This window comes from Pararhizobium sp. DWP1-1-3 (assembly GCF_049896125.1).
Lineage (GTDB): Bacteria > Pseudomonadota > Alphaproteobacteria > Rhizobiales > Rhizobiaceae > Pararhizobium.
In genome coordinates this window covers 129,653-146,981 of record NZ_JAFCTR010000012.1, presented here as the reverse complement: position 1 = coordinate 146,981, position 17,329 = coordinate 129,653, and the positions used below count along the sequence as shown (strand labels likewise).

General features: G+C 61.1%; 18 protein-coding genes. 12 read left to right on the top strand and 6 right to left on the bottom strand.

What is annotated here, in order from left to right:
- Window positions 1–78 precede the first annotated feature (78 nt).
- The 7 genes from ACP7BS_RS21990 to era all read left to right on the top strand — a co-directional run bounded on the left by ACP7BS_RS21990 (window position 79) and on the right by era (window position 6,713).
- A complete protein-coding gene (locus ACP7BS_RS21990; RefSeq protein ID WP_426231918.1) occupies window positions 79–2,301 on the top strand; it encodes a RelA/SpoT family protein in 2,223 nt (740 codons plus the stop codon).
- Between the two features lie 292 nt (window positions 2,302–2,593).
- Window positions 2,594–2,746: a DUF3563 domain-containing protein gene (locus tag ACP7BS_RS21985; RefSeq protein WP_082546971.1), complete on the top strand. Its 153-nt coding sequence runs from the start codon at window positions 2,594–2,596 to the stop codon at window positions 2,744–2,746.
- A gap of 211 nt (window positions 2,747–2,957) precedes the next feature.
- Window positions 2,958–3,536: a DUF2062 domain-containing protein gene (locus tag ACP7BS_RS21980; protein ID WP_426231917.1), complete on the top strand. Its 579-nt coding sequence runs from the start codon at window positions 2,958–2,960 to the stop codon at window positions 3,534–3,536.
- Window positions 3,537–3,612: 76 nt separating this feature from the next.
- Entirely contained in the window at window positions 3,613–4,020 is a 408-nt protein-coding gene (gene acpS / locus ACP7BS_RS21975; RefSeq protein ID WP_113313566.1) for a holo-ACP synthase, read from the top strand.
- A gap of 190 nt (window positions 4,021–4,210) precedes the next feature.
- Window positions 4,211–4,957: a signal peptidase I gene (gene lepB, locus ACP7BS_RS21970; RefSeq protein WP_426239827.1), complete on the top strand. Its 747-nt coding sequence runs from the start codon at window positions 4,211–4,213 to the stop codon at window positions 4,955–4,957.
- Window positions 4,954–5,670 (top strand): ribonuclease III, encoded by a 717-nt coding sequence (gene rnc, locus ACP7BS_RS21965; RefSeq protein WP_426239826.1) that lies wholly within the window; start codon window positions 4,954–4,956, stop codon window positions 5,668–5,670. Before lepB ends, rnc begins: the two co-directional genes overlap by 4 nt.
- 110 nt (window positions 5,671–5,780) lie before the next feature.
- The gene (era, locus tag ACP7BS_RS21960; protein WP_113313569.1) at window positions 5,781–6,713 is read left to right on the top strand and encodes a GTPase Era; all 933 of its coding nucleotides are present in this window, start codon (window positions 5,781–5,783) and stop codon (window positions 6,711–6,713) included.
- A gap of 33 nt (window positions 6,714–6,746) precedes the next feature.
- Here the strand turns inward: era and arsK are convergent, their stop codons facing one another.
- From arsK to ACP7BS_RS21930, 6 genes are read right to left on the bottom strand one after another with little or no spacing between them, the layout of a single operon-like run.
- Window positions 6,747–7,973, bottom strand: a complete 1,227-nt coding sequence (arsK, locus tag ACP7BS_RS21955; protein WP_426239825.1) for an arsenite efflux MFS transporter ArsK — start codon at window positions 7,971–7,973, stop codon at window positions 6,747–6,749.
- Window positions 7,970–8,695 carry an arsenical resistance protein ArsH gene (gene arsH, locus ACP7BS_RS21950; protein WP_426239824.1) on the bottom strand — a complete coding sequence of 242 codons (726 nt, stop codon included), beginning with the start codon at window positions 8,693–8,695 and terminating at the stop codon, window positions 7,970–7,972. The genes arsK and arsH overlap by 4 nt, the downstream gene beginning before the upstream one ends.
- Window positions 8,670–9,092, bottom strand: coding sequence for an arsenate reductase (glutaredoxin) (arsC, locus tag ACP7BS_RS21945; protein ID WP_426239823.1), 423 nt, complete (start codon window positions 9,090–9,092; stop codon window positions 8,670–8,672). Before arsC ends, arsH begins: the two co-directional genes overlap by 26 nt.
- A gap of 21 nt (window positions 9,093–9,113) precedes the next feature.
- Window positions 9,114–9,788 carry an aquaporin gene (locus ACP7BS_RS21940; RefSeq protein ID WP_426239849.1) on the bottom strand — a complete coding sequence of 225 codons (675 nt, stop codon included), beginning with the start codon at window positions 9,786–9,788 and terminating at the stop codon, window positions 9,114–9,116.
- Complete coding sequence (locus ACP7BS_RS21935) at window positions 9,788–10,315, bottom strand: arsenate reductase ArsC (protein WP_426239822.1); 528 nt, start codon at window positions 10,313–10,315, stop codon at window positions 9,788–9,790. Before ACP7BS_RS21935 ends, ACP7BS_RS21940 begins: the two co-directional genes overlap by 1 nt.
- Window positions 10,308–10,664, bottom strand: coding sequence for an ArsR/SmtB family transcription factor (locus ACP7BS_RS21930; RefSeq protein ID WP_426239821.1), 357 nt, complete (start codon window positions 10,662–10,664; stop codon window positions 10,308–10,310). Before ACP7BS_RS21930 ends, ACP7BS_RS21935 begins: the two co-directional genes overlap by 8 nt.
- Before the next feature lie 179 nt (window positions 10,665–10,843).
- On the opposite strand from ACP7BS_RS21930, the gene ACP7BS_RS21925 reads away from it, so the two are divergent.
- The 5 genes from ACP7BS_RS21925 (at window position 10,844) to ACP7BS_RS21905 (ending at window position 17,213) form a co-directional block, all read left to right on the top strand.
- Window positions 10,844–11,842 (top strand): glutathione S-transferase family protein, encoded by a 999-nt coding sequence (locus ACP7BS_RS21925; protein WP_426239820.1) that lies wholly within the window; start codon window positions 10,844–10,846, stop codon window positions 11,840–11,842.
- Between the two features lie 301 nt (window positions 11,843–12,143).
- Window positions 12,144–13,400: a class I SAM-dependent methyltransferase gene (locus ACP7BS_RS21920; RefSeq protein ID WP_426239819.1), complete on the top strand. Its 1,257-nt coding sequence runs from the start codon at window positions 12,144–12,146 to the stop codon at window positions 13,398–13,400.
- A 125-nt stretch (window positions 13,401–13,525) separates the two neighbouring features.
- Window positions 13,526–15,847, top strand: coding sequence for a Tex family protein (locus ACP7BS_RS21915; RefSeq protein ID WP_426239818.1), 2,322 nt, complete (start codon window positions 13,526–13,528; stop codon window positions 15,845–15,847).
- 95 nt (window positions 15,848–15,942) lie between these two features.
- Complete coding sequence (recO, locus tag ACP7BS_RS21910; protein WP_426239817.1) at window positions 15,943–16,689, top strand: DNA repair protein RecO; 747 nt, start codon at window positions 15,943–15,945, stop codon at window positions 16,687–16,689.
- A 14-nt stretch (window positions 16,690–16,703) separates the two neighbouring features.
- Window positions 16,704–17,213: a PaaI family thioesterase gene (locus tag ACP7BS_RS21905; protein WP_426239816.1), complete on the top strand. Its 510-nt coding sequence runs from the start codon at window positions 16,704–16,706 to the stop codon at window positions 17,211–17,213.
- The last annotated feature ends 116 nt before the right edge of the window (window positions 17,214–17,329 follow it).

Here is a 17,329-nt window from a genome sequence, read left to right as displayed (position 1 = left end):
CGGTATTTGCAAAGCAGTGCGCCACTCCTATGATTGGCGCACTTTTTGTTTCCGGATCTCTCCTGGAGTCCCTCGCGGATGATGCGCCAATACGAGCTCGTTGAGCGCGTTCAAAAATACAAGCCCGATGTAAACGAAGCACTTTTGAACAAGGCTTATGTTTACGCCATGCAGAAACATGGCCAGCAGAAGCGGGCGAGCGGCGATCCCTATATCTCCCATCCTCTTGAAGTCGCCGCCATCCTGACCGAGATGCATCTCGATGAATCGACCATTGCGGTCGCACTGCTGCATGACACGATCGAGGACACGACGGCGACGCGCGCCGAAATCGACGAGCTTTTTGGCGAAGACATCGGCGCGCTGGTCGAAGGTCTCACCAAGATCAAAAAACTCGATCTCGTGACGAAAAAGGCCAAGCAGGCGGAAAACCTGCGCAAGCTGCTTTTGGCGATTTCCGACGATGTGCGCGTTCTTCTCGTCAAGCTTGCCGACCGGCTGCACAACATGCGCACTCTCGACCATATGTCGGCGGAAAAGCGTGCCCGGATTTCCGAGGAGACGATGGATATCTATGCGCCGCTTGCCGGCCGCATGGGTATGCAGGACATGCGCGAAGAGCTTGAAAACCTTGCCTTCCGCCACATAAACCCGGAGGCCTTCCAGACGGTCACCCGGCGCCTTGAAGAGCTTTCGACACGCAACGAAGGGCTGATCAAGAAGATCGAGGACGAGCTGGGTGAACTGCTCCAGGCCAGAGGGCTGACGGGCACTCTCGTCAAGGGGCGGCAGAAGAAGCCCTATTCGGTTTTCAAGAAGATGCAGTCGAAGTCGCTGTCCTTCGAGCAGCTTTCCGACGTCTGGGGCTTCCGCATCATCGTTGCCGATATTCCGGACTGCTACCGGGCGCTTGGGATCGTCCACACCCGCTGGCGCGTCGTCCCCGGCCGGTTCAAGGATTATATCTCGACACCGAAGCAGAACGACTACCAGTCGATCCACACGACGATCGTCGGCCCGTCCCGGCAGCGCATCGAATTGCAGATCCGCACGCGGCTGATGCACGAAGTTGCCGAATACGGCATCGCCGCCCACACGCTCTACAAGGATAGCGTCGAGCCCGTCGGCGAGGTCAAACTGTCGCCGAAGTCCAACGCCTATTCCTGGCTGCGCCGGACGATCGAGTCGCTTGCGGAAGGGGATAATCCGGAAGAATTCCTTGAGCATACAAAGCTCGAACTGTTCCAGGATCAGGTCTTCTGCTTCACGCCGAAGGGCCAGCTGATCGCGCTGCCGCGCGGCGCGACCCCAATCGACTTTGCCTATGCCGTTCACACCAATATCGGCGATACCTGCGTTGGCGCCAAGATCAACGGCCGGATCATGCCGCTGGTCACGCGATTGAACAACGGCGATGAGGTCGAGATCGTCCGTTCCGGCATCCAGGTGCCGCCACCGGCCTGGGAAGAGATCGTCGTCACCGGCAAGGCCCGGGCCGCCATCCGCCGCGCCACGCGTGCCGCCGTACGCAAGCAGTATTCCGGGCTCGGCTACCGCATCCTCGAACGCACGTTCGAGCGGGCCGGAAAATCCTTTACCCGCGAGGGGATGAAGCCTGTCCTGCACCGGCTCGGCCACAAGGAGATCGAAGACGCGATCGCCGCCGTCGGACGTGGCGAACTGTCCTCGCTCGATGTCCTGCGCGCCGTCTATCCCGATCACCAGGACGAGCGGGTCACGGTCAAGCCTAATGACGAGGGCTGGTTCAACATGCGCAGCGCCGCCGGCATGGTCTTCAAGCTGCCCGGACGCCCGAAGGACATGTTCGACGTGCTGGACGGCGAGGGACCGGAGGCTCTGCCGATCCGCGGGCTTTCCGGCAATGCCGAGGTGCATTTCAGCGCGTCTGGGGCGGTTCCGGGCGATCGTATCGTCGGGATCATGGAAAAGGACAAGGGGATCACCATCTATCCGATCCAGTCTCCAAGTCTGCAGAGGTTCGACGAGGAGTCCGAACGCTGGATCGACGTGCGCTGGGATCTCGACGAAGCCAACAATACCCGGTTCATGGCACGTATACAGATCAATGCGCTCAACGAACCGGGAACGCTGGCCGAGATTGCCCAGGCTGTCGCCACCAGCGATATCAATATCCGCACCCTGTCGATGGGCCAGGTGGCCGCTGATTTCAGCGAGTTCCAGCTGGATATCGAGGTCTGGGACCTGCGTCAGCTCAACCACCTCATCACACAGATCCGCGACCTGCCGAGCGTTTCGACGGTCAAGCGCGTCTTCGAGTAATGCCGCCTCCAAGGCGTCATCGTTTTTCTTTCCATCGGGGCGATACCGATGGCCAGCCGCAAGTCTCATAGTCATCGGGCGACGGCTGGCAGAGGCTCGTGTCCATGTTTCGCCATGATTGACGGCCGTTGCGCATAGGTTGGCGGCAATTGCACTCCGATTGTGCATTTTTTAAAGCGAAAAAGTGCAGGTCATGCGCGCAGTGCATGGCTGCCGCCTTTTTGTAGCTCTGGTGAAGAGAGCCTCCTTTCACTATCTTCAGCGTCGGGAGGTAAACGAAAGAAGGTTTACCATGTTTAAGCAACTGAAGAAGATCACCAACGCCCTGCGCGTCCCGTCTGTTGAGGACCGCGAACTCAACTACCTCAATGGTTCGCTCGACCGCATCGACCTGGAATACCGTCAGCGTCAGATCGACCGCGGCCTGTTCCGCAACTCGTTCTAAACTATCGTCTTGTCCGGCTGCCTGCATCGCCAGGCTGCCGGGACCTATGCGTATAGCGTATGGCCGATCGGCTTTCTGTGCATGAAGTGCAGATATGATCCGCTTTACGGATGCTGTCCGAATGGACTGTCTGCACGTGCGGCGCTGGAAATGCAGTTTTTCGCGCCGAATGCCATTGAACAGCCATATCTCCATCGTCTATCAGATAGTTATGTTGTTCAGACGCAAGAAGCCGGCCACGTGGTCGGGAAAGCTCCGTGAGTTCCTGTGGCCGCGAAAAGGTTTTTCGCGCGGGCTGCGTTATCTGTCGATGCGTGTGCTGAGGCTATCGTCGTCGCCTCATTCGATCGCGGTCGGCGTTGCTGCCGGCGCTGCGTCCTCGGCCACCCCGTTCGTCGGCTTTCACATTCTCATCGCGCTGGCTTTTGCCTATCTCTTGTCCGGCAACATGATCGCGGCCGGCATATCGACGGCGCTGGCCAATCCTTTGACCATTCCGTTCATCCTGGCGGCCACTTACGAGCTTGGCTTGATCATGCTGGGCACAGAGGGCAACGGCGCCATGGCCGGTCAGGACATCCTCCACATGTTGCGCCATCTCGAAATTTCCCATTTGTGGGAACCTGTTTTGAAGCCGATGCTGATCGGCTCGGTGCCGCTTGCAGCCGCCAGCGCCGTGGTTTTCTACGCGGCGGCTTATTATGCGGCAAGACTGTTCCAGTCCCGCCGGCACATCCGCCGCCAAACCAAGATGCAGGCACGTGCCGTCGCCTGGGCCGATGATGTTTGATTTCTGGCGAATTTTTAACTTGGCAGAGGGCGCACCGTTTGCTCTTGTTGCGTTTCACTAGGGTATTTTCATTTCGATGATTATCGGCATCGGCAGTGACCTGATCGACATCCGGCGTATCGCCAGTTCGTTGGAACGTTTCGGCGAGCGTTTCAGCCATCGCTGCTTCACCGATATCGAAATCCGCAAATCGGAAGGCCGCAAGAACCGCGCCGAATCCTATGCCAAGCGGTTTGCCGCAAAGGAGGCCTGTTCAAAGGCTCTCGGCACGGGGCTGGCGCAGGGGGTGTTCTGGAAGGACATGGGCGTCGTCAATCTGCCGGGCGGCAAGCCGACGATGCAGTTGACCGGAGGCGCTGCCGAGCGGCTGGCCGAAATGCTGCCGGCTGGCCATCGCGGCGTCATTCACCTGACCATCACCGACGATTTTCCGCTGGCGCAGGCCTTCGTCATAATTGAGGCTCTGCCCGTTGCTCAAGATTGAGGAAGCGTTTAGAGCATGTCCAAATGAAACGGACCGTACAATCGGGCTTGCGTTCATTTGAAAGGACGGCGCCGCGCACGATATGCGTCAGGCAGCCGCTGATCGGATGGCCATCGGGGTACGGAACCGTAGCGAATAGATCCACCCGGCTTTGATGCGCGTGTGGTGATCAGATCAAGGAACAAGTGGCGTGGCAGAAAACATCGACAAGAAGCAGGCTGGCGGCCTTTGGGAGAACGTCAAGGTCATCATCCAGGCGCTGCTGCTCGCCGTAGTGATCCGCACCGTGTTCTTCCAGCCCTTCACCATTCCGTCGGGCTCGATGATGCCGACGCTTTTGGTCGGCGATTACATCTTCGTCAACAAGTTCGCCTATGGCTATTCGAAATATTCCCTGCCGTTTTCGCCAGACCTGTTCGAAGGCCGCATCTTCGCCAGCGAACCCAAGCGCGGCGATGTCGTGGTGTTCCGCTTCCCGCCGAACCCGGACATCGACTACATCAAGCGCCTGATCGGCTTGCCGGGTGACAAGGTCCAGGTTCGCGACAGCATTCTCTACGTCAACGACACGGCCGTTCAGCGCGTTCCGGACGGCATGTTCCGCGCCGACGACCAGTACGACACTGGCGCCGAGGTGCCGGTTTTCCGCGAAACGCTCGACAACGGCGTCAACTTCGACACGCTCGACCAGTTTCCGGATTCGCGCGGCGACAACACCCGCGAGTTCATCGTTCCCGAAGGCCATTATTTCATGATGGGCGACAACCGCGATAATTCGGCCGACAGCCGCTTCGACGTCGGCTTCGTCCCGGCACAGAACCTTGTCGGCCGCGCCTCGATGATCTTCTTCTCGCTCGGCAACGACACATCGTTCCGGGAAATCTGGAAATGGCCGACCAACCTGCGTTACGACCGCCTGTTCAAGAGCGTCGAATGAGCAAGGGCCGTTCGCTGAACACCGAGGACCGGCAGCGGCTTGAGGTCGCGATCGGTTACAGCTTTGTCCAGAAGGAACGGCTCGACCGGGCGCTGACCCATGCCAGCGCCCGCAACGCCAAGGGCTCCAACTACGAGCGGCTGGAATTTCTGGGCGACCGGGTGCTAGGGCTCTGCGTCGCCGAACTGCTGTTCGATACCTTCAAGGATGCCGACGAGGGCGAGCTTTCCGTTCGCCTGAACCAGCTCGTCAGTGCCGACAGCTGCGCGCTCGTCGCCGATACGCTGTCGCTGCACCTGTTCATCCGCACCGGCGCCGACGTGAAGAAGCTCACCGGAAAATCGATGCTCAATGTGCGCGCCGATGTGGTAGAGTCGCTGATCGCGGCGATCTATCTCGACGGCGGGCTGGAGGCTGCACGTGGCTTCATCCAGCGCCACTGGTTGTCGCGGGCAAGCCGGGTCGATGGCGCGCGGCGCGATGCCAAGACCGAACTGCAGGAATGGGCCCACGCCAAATTCGGCGTGACACCGAGCTACCGCATCGACGACCGCTCCGGCCCGGATCACGATCCGCGCTTCACGGTGACGGTCGATATACCCGGTATAGGTCCCGAGACGGGCATCGACCGGTCCAAGCGCGCTGCTGAACAGGTGGCCGCCACGAAAATTCTGGAACGCGAAGGCGTCTGGAAGAAAGCGACGACGGCCTGATCTGTCCGGAGGCACGGTTCCTCCCGAAAGATCAGGCAATCCTTTGACAGACAATGCGATTTTGCGCGCCTCAGCGGCGCCCGGTCGCCCAATCGGAAATTACGGACACCATGAGCGAAACAGAACCAACTGCAGTAGAAACCGAAAAGGGCCCGACCCGGTCCGGTTTCGTCGCCCTGATCGGCGCCACCAATGCCGGCAAGTCGACGCTACTCAACAAGCTGGTCGGCGCCAAGGTGTCGATCGTCAGCCACAAGGTGCAGACGACGCGCGCTATCGTGCGCGGCATTGCCATCCACAAACGAGCCCAGATCGTCTTCATGGACACGCCCGGCATCTTCAAGCCGCGCCGCCGTCTCGACCGCGCCATGGTCACGAGCGCCTGGGGCGGCGCCAAGGATGCCGATGCGATCATGATGCTGATCGACAGCGAACGCGGCCTGAAGGGCGATGCGGAAACCATTCTCGAAGGTTTGAAGCATGTCGAGCAGCCGAAGATGCTGGTTCTCAACAAGATCGACCAGGTCGAGCGCGAAGATCTGCTGAAACTTGCGACGGCTGCCAACGAGTTCGTCGATTTCGAACGTACTTTCATGATCTCGGCGCTGACCGGCTCCGGCTGCGACGACGTGCTCGATTATCTCGCCATGAAACTGCCGGAAGGTCCCTGGTACTATCCGGAAGACCAGATTTCCGACTTGCCGATGCGCCAGCTCGCTGCTGAAATCACCCGCGAAAAGCTGTTCCTGCGCCTGCATCAGGAATTGCCCTATTCGTCGCATGTCGAAACGGAAAAGTGGGAAGAGCGCAAGGACGGTTCGGTGCGCATCGAACAGGTCATCTACGTCGAGCGCGACAGCCAGAAGAAGATTGCGCTGGGCAAGAACGGCGATGCGATCAAGGCGATCTCCATGGCGTCGCGCAAGGAACTGTCGGAAATCCTCGAACAGCCGGTCCACCTGTTCCTGTTCGTCAAGGTTCGCGAAAACTGGGGCGACGACCCCGAGCGTTTCCGCGAGATGGGCCTGGAATTCCCGAAGTAATTTTGTCCGCAACAAACCCTGCCGGCGCCTCCGTCAGCAGGGTTCTGCCACCGCTGGTTCTGATCGCGGCCAGCGGCCGATCGCCGTGAATGCCACGACCGCGCCGATGCCGAGAACAACGACCGATGACAATGCCACCCACGCACCGCCTTGTTCGATGAGCACGGCAAAGGCGAAGGGGGCCGCCGCCGAGACCGCCAGCCGGACGGCGGCCAGTTTTCCCAGCATTTCGCCATAGCCCGAAGCGCCGAAAAGAAACAGCGGCAGCGATCCCTGCACGATGCTGGCAAGGCCCGAGCCGAGGCCGACGAGCAGGGCAAACAGGATTGCGCCCCAAAGGTGGTCGCCGGAAACGATCAGCACCGAAGCGCCGCCGATGATGAAAACCGCCGAAAGAATTGCGAGCGTCAGCGGCGATATATTCCGCCCCATCAGCATGTTGGTGAAGCGGCTGAGCACCTGTGCTGGTCCGAACAGGGTTCCGACCAAGACGGCGCTTGCGCCAAGCCCGACCGCCCCGAGCAGAGGCACCATATGAAACAGCAATGAAGCGAGCGCAAATCCTTGCAGCGCAAACCCTGTGGCCGTCAGCAGGAAGGCGCGACGCCGGTGTTCCGCGATCACGGTACCGCCCGGGGCCTTGGTATGCGCAGGCTGATTTATCGATTCGGCACTGGCAGCCTGTCGCGCAAGCCAGGTGATCCAGAAATGGACCGGTAGGCAGACGGCCAAATTGAGTGCGGCGAAGATCAGGTAAACCGCGCGCCACGAAAAATGGTCATGCAGTTCGACCGTGACCGGCCAGAAAATGGTCGAGGCAAAGCCGGCAATCAGCGTCAGATGCGTGATGCTGCGCTGGGCATTGCCGGGAATGATCTGCACCAGCGTTGCGAAGGCTGCGTTGTAAAGTACCAGCGCCGAGACGATCTCGATCGCGACGATGCCGGCGACATAGGCCACCGGGTGGAAGGCGGAGGCGCAGATGAACAGGATGACGGCGGCGGCAGCCGAGCCGATCGTCATGATCCGGCTTGCCCCATACCGGTCCATCCAGCGTCCGACGCGCGGCGCGACGAGGCCGCCCGCCAGAAGGGAGGCGGAGAAGATGCCGAAGACGACTTCCACCGGCCAGCCGAAGTCAGCCGCCATGTCCGGCGCCAGAATGCTGAAGCTGTAGTAGAGCGTGCCATAACCGATGATTTGCGTCAGCCCGAGACCGAAAATCAGGAGCAGACGGTTGCGCGGCGAGGGCGAGGTCATATGCTTTTCAGCCCGACCCGTTGCTCTAGTTTTGCCGCATCCTCCTTGCGCTCGCTATAACGGTCGGTGAGGTAGCCTGAAACATCGCGCGTCAAAAGCGTGAACTTCATCAGTTCTTCGATCACATCGACCACGCGGTCGTAATAGGCCGACGGTTTCATCCGGCCATTTGTGTCGAATTCCTGATAGGCCTTGGCGACGGAGGACTGGTTGGGAATGGTGATCATCCGCATCCAGCGCCCGAGAATGCGCATCTGGTTGAGCGCATTGAAGCTCTGCGAGCCACCCGAGACCTGCATGATCGCCAGCGTTCGCCCTTGCGTCGGCCGTACCGACCCGACCGACAACGGGATCCAGTCGATCTGCGCCTTCATGATGCCGCTCATGGCGCCGTGCCGCTCCGGGCTCACCCAGACCTGGCCTTCCGACCACAAGGATAGCTCACGCAATTCCTGCACCTTCGGATGGCTGGCTGGTGCTGCGTCGGGTAGGGGCAAGCCTTCCGGATTGAAGAACTTCACCTCTGCGCCGAAATGCGTCAGCAGACGGCCCGCTTCCTCCGCAAGCAGGCGGCTGTAGGAGACCGTCCGGAGCGAGCCGTAAAGAATGAGAATGCGCGGTGGATGACTGGAGCACGGCGCGCGTAACGCACCGATATCAGGCTTACGAAGATGGTCGAGGCTGGCTGCGGGCAGATCAGACAAGACGCTTGCCCCCGGCATCGAGCACCTGTTCGCCGTCTTCCTTGGCAAACGCGCCCTGATGCGTATCCGGCAGGATGTCGAGCACGACTTCGGACGGCCGGCAGAGCCGCGTGCCGATCGGCGTGATGACGAACGGCCGGTTGATCAGGATGGGATGTGCCAGCATCGCATCCAGAAGCTGGTCGTCGCTGAGGGCCGGATCGGCAAGGCCAAGCGCGTCGTAGGGCGTGCCTTTTTCGCGGATCGCTGCGCGGACGCTGAGGCCAGCAGCCGCAATCATCGTCTTGAGCTGGTCGCGGCCCGGCGGGTTTTGCAGATAGTCGATCACTGATGGTTCGATCCCGGCATTGCGGATCATTGCCAGCGTGTTGCGCGACGTGCCGCAATCGGGGTTGTGATAGATGGTGACGGTCATGATTGGCCTCGGCGCGGATGTTTAAATGTTGGTGGAGGGCTGCCGCAGCAACCAGTTCATCAGGATAAGCGCACAAAGCGCGCCCAGAAGTTCGGCAATGACGAAACCCGGCAGATCGAGCGGCCGGATGCCGGAGAAGGTGTTGGTCAGCGAGCGAGCCAGCGCCACGGCGGGGTTGGCAAAGGACGTTGACGCAGTGAACCAGTAGGCGGCGGTGATATAGAGCCCGACCAGCCATGGGATGGCCTTCTGATCGAAACGGATGCCGGCAAAGATGACGGCGACGAGGCCGAAAGTTGCCATCCACTCGGAAAACCACTGGGAGCCGCCGGTTCGGAGCGTCACAGAAGCCTCGATCACCGGAAGATCGAACATCAGATGCGCCGCTACCGTCCCGGCAACGCCGCCCACAACCTGTGCCGCGACATAAAATCCGAGGTCTCGGCGCGCCAGATCGCGCTTCAGTGCGAAAACCAGCGATACGGCCGGATTGAAATGCGCGCCGGAGATCGGCCCGAAAATGGTGATCAGCACCACCAGAATGGCGCCGGTCGCCAGCGTGTTGCCGAGCAGCGCCAGCGCCGTATCGTCCGTCAGCCTATCGGCCATGATGCCGGAACCGACCACGGTCGTTACCAGCAGGCAGGTTCCAAGCGCTTCGGCGACAAGACGGCGTGGCAGATCGAATGCCGGCATCATTCGGCTTTCGCCGGGTTGATCGATGCGCCTTCCATTGCGCCGATCTGGCGCAGATGTGTTTCCATCGCCAGCTTGTCGATTGAGCTGTGCGGCAGGCTCAGAAAAGCTGTGATCCTGTTTTTCAGGAAACGTGCGGCCTGCGAGAAGGCCCGCTCTTTCTCGAATTCGGTGCCTTCGACAGCGGCGGGGTCCTCGACACCCCAATGTGCAGTCATCGGATGGCCGATCCACACAGGGCAGGCCTCGCCGGCCGCATTGTCGCAAACCGTGAAAATGAAATCCATCTGCGGTGCGCCGTCGACCGCGAACACGTCCCAACTCTTCGAGCTGAAGCCGGTCGTTGGATAACCGAGCGCCCTCAATTCCTGCAAAGCGAGGGGATGAACGGTTCCCTTTGGATAGCTGCCTGCCGAATAGGCCTTGAAGAGGCCTTTTCCTTCAGCGTTCAGGATGGATTCGGCGAGAATTGAGCGGGCTGAATTTCCCGTGCAGAGAAAGAGCACGTTGTAGATACGGTCAGGCATGGCCTTTTTCCTTCGGCGTACAGCAGGGAACGAGATCGGCGATCAGCGGCGCGCACAGATCGGGATGACCGGCGCAGCAATCTTTCAGGAGGAAAGTCACCACTTGGCGCAGGCTGTCGAGACTGGCGCGATAGACGATGGACCGGCTTTGCCGCTCGGCCGTGATCAGGTCGGCCCGTTGCAGGGTCGCCAGATGGGTCGACATGGTGTTGTGGGGGACCCCGAGCAGCCGGGCGATTTCGCCGGCTGGCAATCCGTCCGGCTCATGGGTGACGAGCAGCCGGAAGGCATCCAGGCGCGTGGTCTGGGCGAGGGCGGCAAAGGCATTGACGGTGGTTATATTGTCCATGTGTCGAGAACTATCGACATAATAATCATTCGTCAAGATCGATTTGCCGCCACCGGCTGGCGATGCTGATCATCGAACAGTCTGTCACGGACGCGCCGTCTTGCCGTTTTTCCGCGCGCATGAGATGCCAGAGCGAGAAGACGGCCCGGCGGTTCCGGGGCTGGACGAGGACAGTGACGATGCCGCAGCTGGTCGATGGGAAATGGGAAACCGGCGATGTCGCCGCCAGCGAGATGAAGAACGGCGCCTTTCACCGCGAGCCGACCAGCTTTCGCAACTGGATCACGGTGGATGGATCGCCGGGACCCGATGGCCAGCCCGCTGTACCCGCCGAAGCCGGCCGCTATCAGCTTTTCGTCGCCTTCATCTGCCCCTGGGCCTCGCGCACGTTGATGATGCGCAATCTGAAAGCCCTGCAGGACATCATTTCCGTGTCGATCTCCGAGCCGGAACTGGGCGAAAACGGCTGGACCTATGCGCAGCCGCAGGATGCCGGTCCGCGTGCCGGCAAGATCCGCTACCAGCACGAACTCTATACGGCGTCCGACCCGCATTATACGGGCAAGGTTTCCGTTCCGGTGCTTTGGGACCGCAAGGAAGGACGCATCGTCAACAACGAATCGGCCGATATCATCCGCATCCTCAACACCGCCTTCAATCACCTGACGGGCGATAACCGGGATTTTTATCCGCAGAGCCTGCGCGCGGAGATCGACCGCTGGAATGCGCCGATCTACGAGCGGGTCAACAACGGCGTCTACCGCGCCGGCTTTGCCAAGACGCAAGGCGCTTACGAGGAAGCGGTGACCAGCCTTTTCGACATGCTGGATACGCTGGACGCCCATCTGTCCGCCAACCGCTACATCGCCGGGATCTATTTCACCGAAGCCGATATCCGGCTGTTCGTCACGCTGATCCGCTTCGATGCCGCCTATCACGGCGCCTTCAAATGCAATCTGCGGCGTCTGGAAGACTATCCGAACCTGTCGAACTATCTGCGCGAGATCTATCAATGGCCGGGCATTCGCGAAACGGCACGGATCGATCATATCAAGCGCGGCTATTACTCCATCGCCCATATCAATCCGACCGGGATCGTGCCGCTTGGCCCGTTGCTCGATCTCTATCGTCCGCATGACCGCGCGAGGCTTGCAGGGCAGGGTGTTGCTGCTGGCTGACCGCCCGATTTGATAAGCAAATAAATCCTTGAGGGACCAGCAAAGCCATTGCCGAATGGTAAAACATCATTATTTTTAGGGGGTGTTCTGATGGATAGAGCTCCCCGACCGGGGCGCCCAGACGATTTGCCCGGCAGCCGGATGGCAACCGCTCTTGCGAATTGCCCACATTCCGCCCTCCCGGACGACGCCGATGGCGCTCCAGCTGCGGTTCTTCTCGTTTCCGAACGTCCGGCAAAGCCGAGGCCGGCGGCACGTGACCATTCACCAGAATGCTCTGCATCTGTGGTCGAGGTCCGGAATGAACACAACATTTCTGAGAATTTTCCGACGGCTGGTTCAAAAAGGCAATCTGACACTCATCCTCTCGTCTGGAGAACGGGCGATTCTCGGCGACGGGTCCGGCGTTCCGGTTACCGTGCGGACGCTGGACGAGGAGGCCGAAAAGGCGATCCTGCGCGATCCGGGCCTGCGGTTCGGGGAAATGTATGTCGAGGGGCGCATCGTCATCGAGGAAGGCAACATTTTCGACCTGTTATCGATGGTCAAGGCCAACGGTATGGAAAGGGCTGCAACGATCAGCAACACGGCGACGGCGCTCCTGCATGTGGCCGAACAGCAGATCAAAAGCCGCCTGCCGGTCAATCGCAACAGGCACAATGTCGCCCATCACTATGATCTCGACGGCAAACTGTTCGACCTGTTCCTCGATCAGGACTGGCAATATTCCTGCGCCTATTTCGATCCGCCGGGTATCGGCCTCGACGAGGCGCAGACGGCGAAGAAACGCCATATCGCCGCCAAGCTTCTGCTGGAGCCGGGCCAGTCTGTGCTGGAGGTCGGCTCGGGCTGGGGCGGCATGGGCATGTATCTGGCCGAATCCTCCGGCGTCGATGTCACCGGCATCACGCTGAGCGAAGAACAGCTGAAAGTCTCGCGCAGCCGGGCACAAAAGCGCGGGCTTGAGGATCGCGTGCGGTTCGAGCTGCAGGATTACCGCACGATGACCGATCGCCAGTTCGACCGTATCGTCTCTGTGGGCATGTTCGAGCATGTCGGCATGGCCAACTACGGCAATTTCTTCACCAGGATGGCAGGATTGCTGGCACCCAAGGGCGTGATGGTGCTGCATTCGATCGGCCAGGCGGAAAAACCCTGGGCGACCAATCCCTGGATCGAGAAATACATCTTTCCCGGCGGTTACATGCCGGCGCTGTCCGAGGTGGTGCCGGCGATCGAGAAGGCCCGGCTGGTGATCCGCGATATCGAGATCCTGCCGATGCACTATGCCCACACGTTGCGGGCCTGGCGCGAACGGTTCACCGCCCGCAAGGAGGAAGCGATCCGGCTCTATGACGAGCGTTTCTTCCGCATGTGGGAGTTCTATCTGGCCTCGTCGGAAACGGCCTTCCTCTACGACAAGCTGTCGATCTTCCAGATCCAGCTGTCGCATGAACTGGAGGCCGTGCCCTATACGCGCAACTATATCGGCGAGCGGGAGGAGCGCCTGCGGGCGTTCGAGAGGACCCGCGCGCCACTGGAGCCGGTGGAATTCTGAGCCATCCGCCGGCCCGGCACCGGTATCCATCTGTGGACGCCCCGAGGCGAGGGGGCGCCTTCACTTGGCCTTGATGGCATGTGCATCTATGCTCCCTGCCAAATCAGCGCAAACCACGGAATGCCATGTCCCTGCCATCAAAGTCCATCGCCGTCCTCATCGCCCAGGAAATCAAGGCAACGCCCGCCCAGGCGATCTCAGCCATTGAGCTTCTGGACGAAGGTGCGACCGTGCCCTTCATCGCCCGCTACCGCAAGGAAGTGACCGGCGGGCTGGATGACACGCAGCTGCGCAATCTTGCCGAACGGCTGGTCTATCTGCGTGAACTCGAGGCGCGGCGGATTTCCATTCTCGATTCGATCCGCAGCCAGGACAAGCTGACGGCAGAACTGGAAACCAAGATCGCCGGCGTCACCACCAAGGCGGAACTGGAAGACATCTATCTGCCCTACAAGCCCAAGCGCCGCACCAAGGCCGAGATCGCCCGCGAACGTGGCCTGGGGCCGCTTGCCGAAGCGATCCTTGCCGACCGGACGATTGCCCCGGCCGACCGCGCCAGCGCCTATATCACCGCCGATGTGCCGGATGTGAAGACGGCGCTCGATGGCGCCCGCGACATCATCGCCGAAGGCATCAGCGAAAATGCCGACCTGCTCGGCCGGCTGCGTGCCCATATGCGCCAGGTGGCGCTGATCCGGTCCAAGGTCGTTGAGGGCAAGCAGGAGGCCGGCGCCAAGTTTTCGGATTATTTCGATCATTCGGAGAAATGGGCAACCGTGGCCGGACACCGGGCGCTTGCCATGCTGCGCGGCTGGAACGAAGAGTTCCTCTCCGTCGATATCGTCGTCGATCTCGACGACACGTCGCCGGTCAAGCCGGTCGAGCGCACCATCGCCTCCGTCTACCGGGTCGGCGGCACGTTGCCGGGCGACAAGTGGCTGATGGAGATGATCGGCTGGACCTGGCGCGTCAAGCTCTCCATGTCGCTGTCGCTCGACCTGATGCGCGAACTGCGCGAGCGGGCCGAAGAAGAAGCGATCCACGTTTTCGCCCGCAATCTCAAGGATCTCTTGCTTGCTGCCCCCGCCGGTTCGCGCGCCACGATGGGTCTCGACCCAGGCATCCGCACCGGCGTCAAGGTGGCGATTGTCGATGGCACCGGCAAGCTGCTCGAGACAACCACCGTCTATCCGTTTCCGCCGAAGAACGACATTCGCGGCACGCAGGCGGAGCTTGCCAGCCTTGTGCGCAAGCATAAGATCGAGCTGATCGCCATCGGCAACGGCACCGGCAGCCGCGAGACCGAACGTCTGGTTGCCGATATGCTGACGCAACTGCCGGCCGGCCCGAAGCCCACCAAGGTCATCGTCTCGGAGGCCGGCGCGTCGGTCTACTCCGCCTCGCAGGCCGCAGCCGATGAGTTCCCCGGCCTCGACGTGTCCCTGCGCGGCGCCGTCTCGATTGCCCGCCGCCTGCAGGACCCGCTGGCCGAACTGGTGAAAATCGAACCGAAATCGATCGGCGTCGGTCAGTATCAGCACGATGTCGATCAGGGCCGCCTCAACCGCTCGCTGGAAGCGGTCGTCGAAGATGCGGTGAATGCGGTTGGTGTTGACCTGAACACCGCCTCGGCCCCGCTGCTTGCCCGTGTTTCCGGCCTTGGAAAATCGTCGGCAGAGGCGATCGTCGCCCATCGCGATGCGACCGGCGCCTTTACCAGCCGTAAGGAGCTGATGAAAGTGCCGCGTCTCGGCGCCCGCACCTTCGAGCAATGCGCCGGGTTCCTGCGCATCCGCGATGGCAAGGAGCCGCTCGATGCTTCCTCGGTGCATCCGGAAGCCTATGGCGTTGCCAAGAAGATCGTCGCCGCCTGCGGCCGCGACCTGCGCGCCATCATGGGCGACAGTGCCGCGCTCAAGCAGCTCGATCCGAAAACCTTTGTTGACGAGCGTTTCGGCCTGCCGACGGTCAAGGACATTTTTGCCGAACTCGAAAAGCCCGGCCGCGACCCGCGCCCGAGCTTCAAGACGGCGACCTTTGCCGACGGCGTCGATGACATCAAGGATCTGAAACCCGGCATGCTGCTCGAAGGCACGGTCACAAACGTCGCCGCCTTCGGTGCCTTCGTCGATATCGGCGTGCATCAGGATGGGCTCGTGCACGTCTCCCAGCTTGCCGACCGTTTCGTCAAGGATCCGCATGAGGTGGTGAAAGCCGGCGATGTCGTGCAGGTGCGCGTCACCGAGGTCGATGTCCCCCGCAAGCGTATCGGGCTCACCATGCGCAAGGACGGTGCCGCTGAGTCAGGCGCTAACGAGATGAAGAGCGATCCGAAGGCCGCCCACCAGGCCCGCCAGACCCTGGCCCGCACCCAGCAGCAAAAGCCGCAGGCACCGTCGCAAGGCGCTTTTGGTGCGGCACTCGCCGAGGCGATGAAGCGGAAGTAGGACGCAGAGCATCGGGAGATTCGGTTGCCGGCATGTCCGGCAATCGGATTCCGTGCTGATTGTCTTCACCTGCCGCCGGGGGTAAAACTCAAGATATGCAATGGAGCGATCAGGCCATCATCATCGGCGTCAAGCGGCACGGGGAAACCTCCGTCGTCGCCGAGGTGATGACGCGGGCCCGCGGCCGTCATCTCGGCCTGGTTCGCGGCGGCCGGTCGCGGACGATGCAGCCGGTGCTGCAGCCGGGCAACGAGGTCGAGGTCACCTGGCGGGCACGGCTCGATGAGCATCTGGGCGAATTCAGAATAGAGCCGGTGCGGCTTCGTGCAGCGCGGTTGATGGAGGCGGCAACCTCGGTCTATGGCGTCCAGGCCATGGGGGCGCTCTTAAGGCTTCTGCCCGAGCGCGATCCGCATCCGCATCTCTATGAAGCGCTCGATGTCATCCTCGAAAACCTGCACGATCCCAGCGACGCCGGAGAACTGTTCGTGCGCTTCGAGATCGCCGTTTTGAACGATCTCGGCTTTGGTCTCGACCTTGCGGAATGCGCCGCGACCGGCACGCGCGACGATCTGGTCTATGTCTCGCCGAAATCCGGCCGCGCCGTCAGCCGTGCGGCAGGCGCGCCCTATGCCGACAAGATGCTGGCATTGCCCGGATTTCTGGCCGAAGGTGGTGCGGCCGACTATGACAGTTTGGCTGCCGCCTTCCGCATGACCGCATTCTTTCTCCACCGCCACGTCTATGAGCCGCGCGGCATCCGCCTTTCGACCGCCCGCGACGGTTTCGTCCAGGCCGCACTCAAGGCCCTGAAACCGCAAGGCGCCATCGTCCCCCCATAAGGATACTCGAAAGCATGACCGTCGAACTCTATCCCGGAATGACCGTGTCCGGCATCGGCACGGTGCCGCTTGCGGCTGTTGCGCGCGATGGCGGCCTGAAGGCGATGCGCGATCTTCTGGCAGGTGTGCATCCAGCACCGCCGATGGCAGCCACGCTCAAATTCGGATTGACTGAAGTCGAAGAGGGCAGGGTCGTGTTCGCGGGCCTGCCATCCGTCGAGCATCTCAATCCGCTCGGTACGGTGCATGGCGGCTGGGCGGCGACCATCATGGATTCCGCGCTGGGTTGCGCTGTCATGACGACGTTGAAGCCAGGCGAGGCCTATACGACCGTGGAATTCAAGGTCAATCTGGTTCGTCCGTTGCTGCCCGGCATGGGTGAGGTGTTGTGCGAAGGCAAGATCGTCCATCGCGGCCGCACGCTGGCAACCTCGGAAGCCTGGTTGAAGGACAAGAACGGCAAGCTGCTGGCGCATGGCACGGAAACCTGCGCCATCTTTCCGGTCGAGAATCTGATGCGGTAGGCTTGTGTCCGTCCGATCCGGTTGGCGCCGCGCCTTCGTATGCTGCGCCGTTGAGACTTTGTCCGGGGAATAATCAAGGTTTGGCAATTTTCCCGTGAACAGATGGCCGTGCTCAT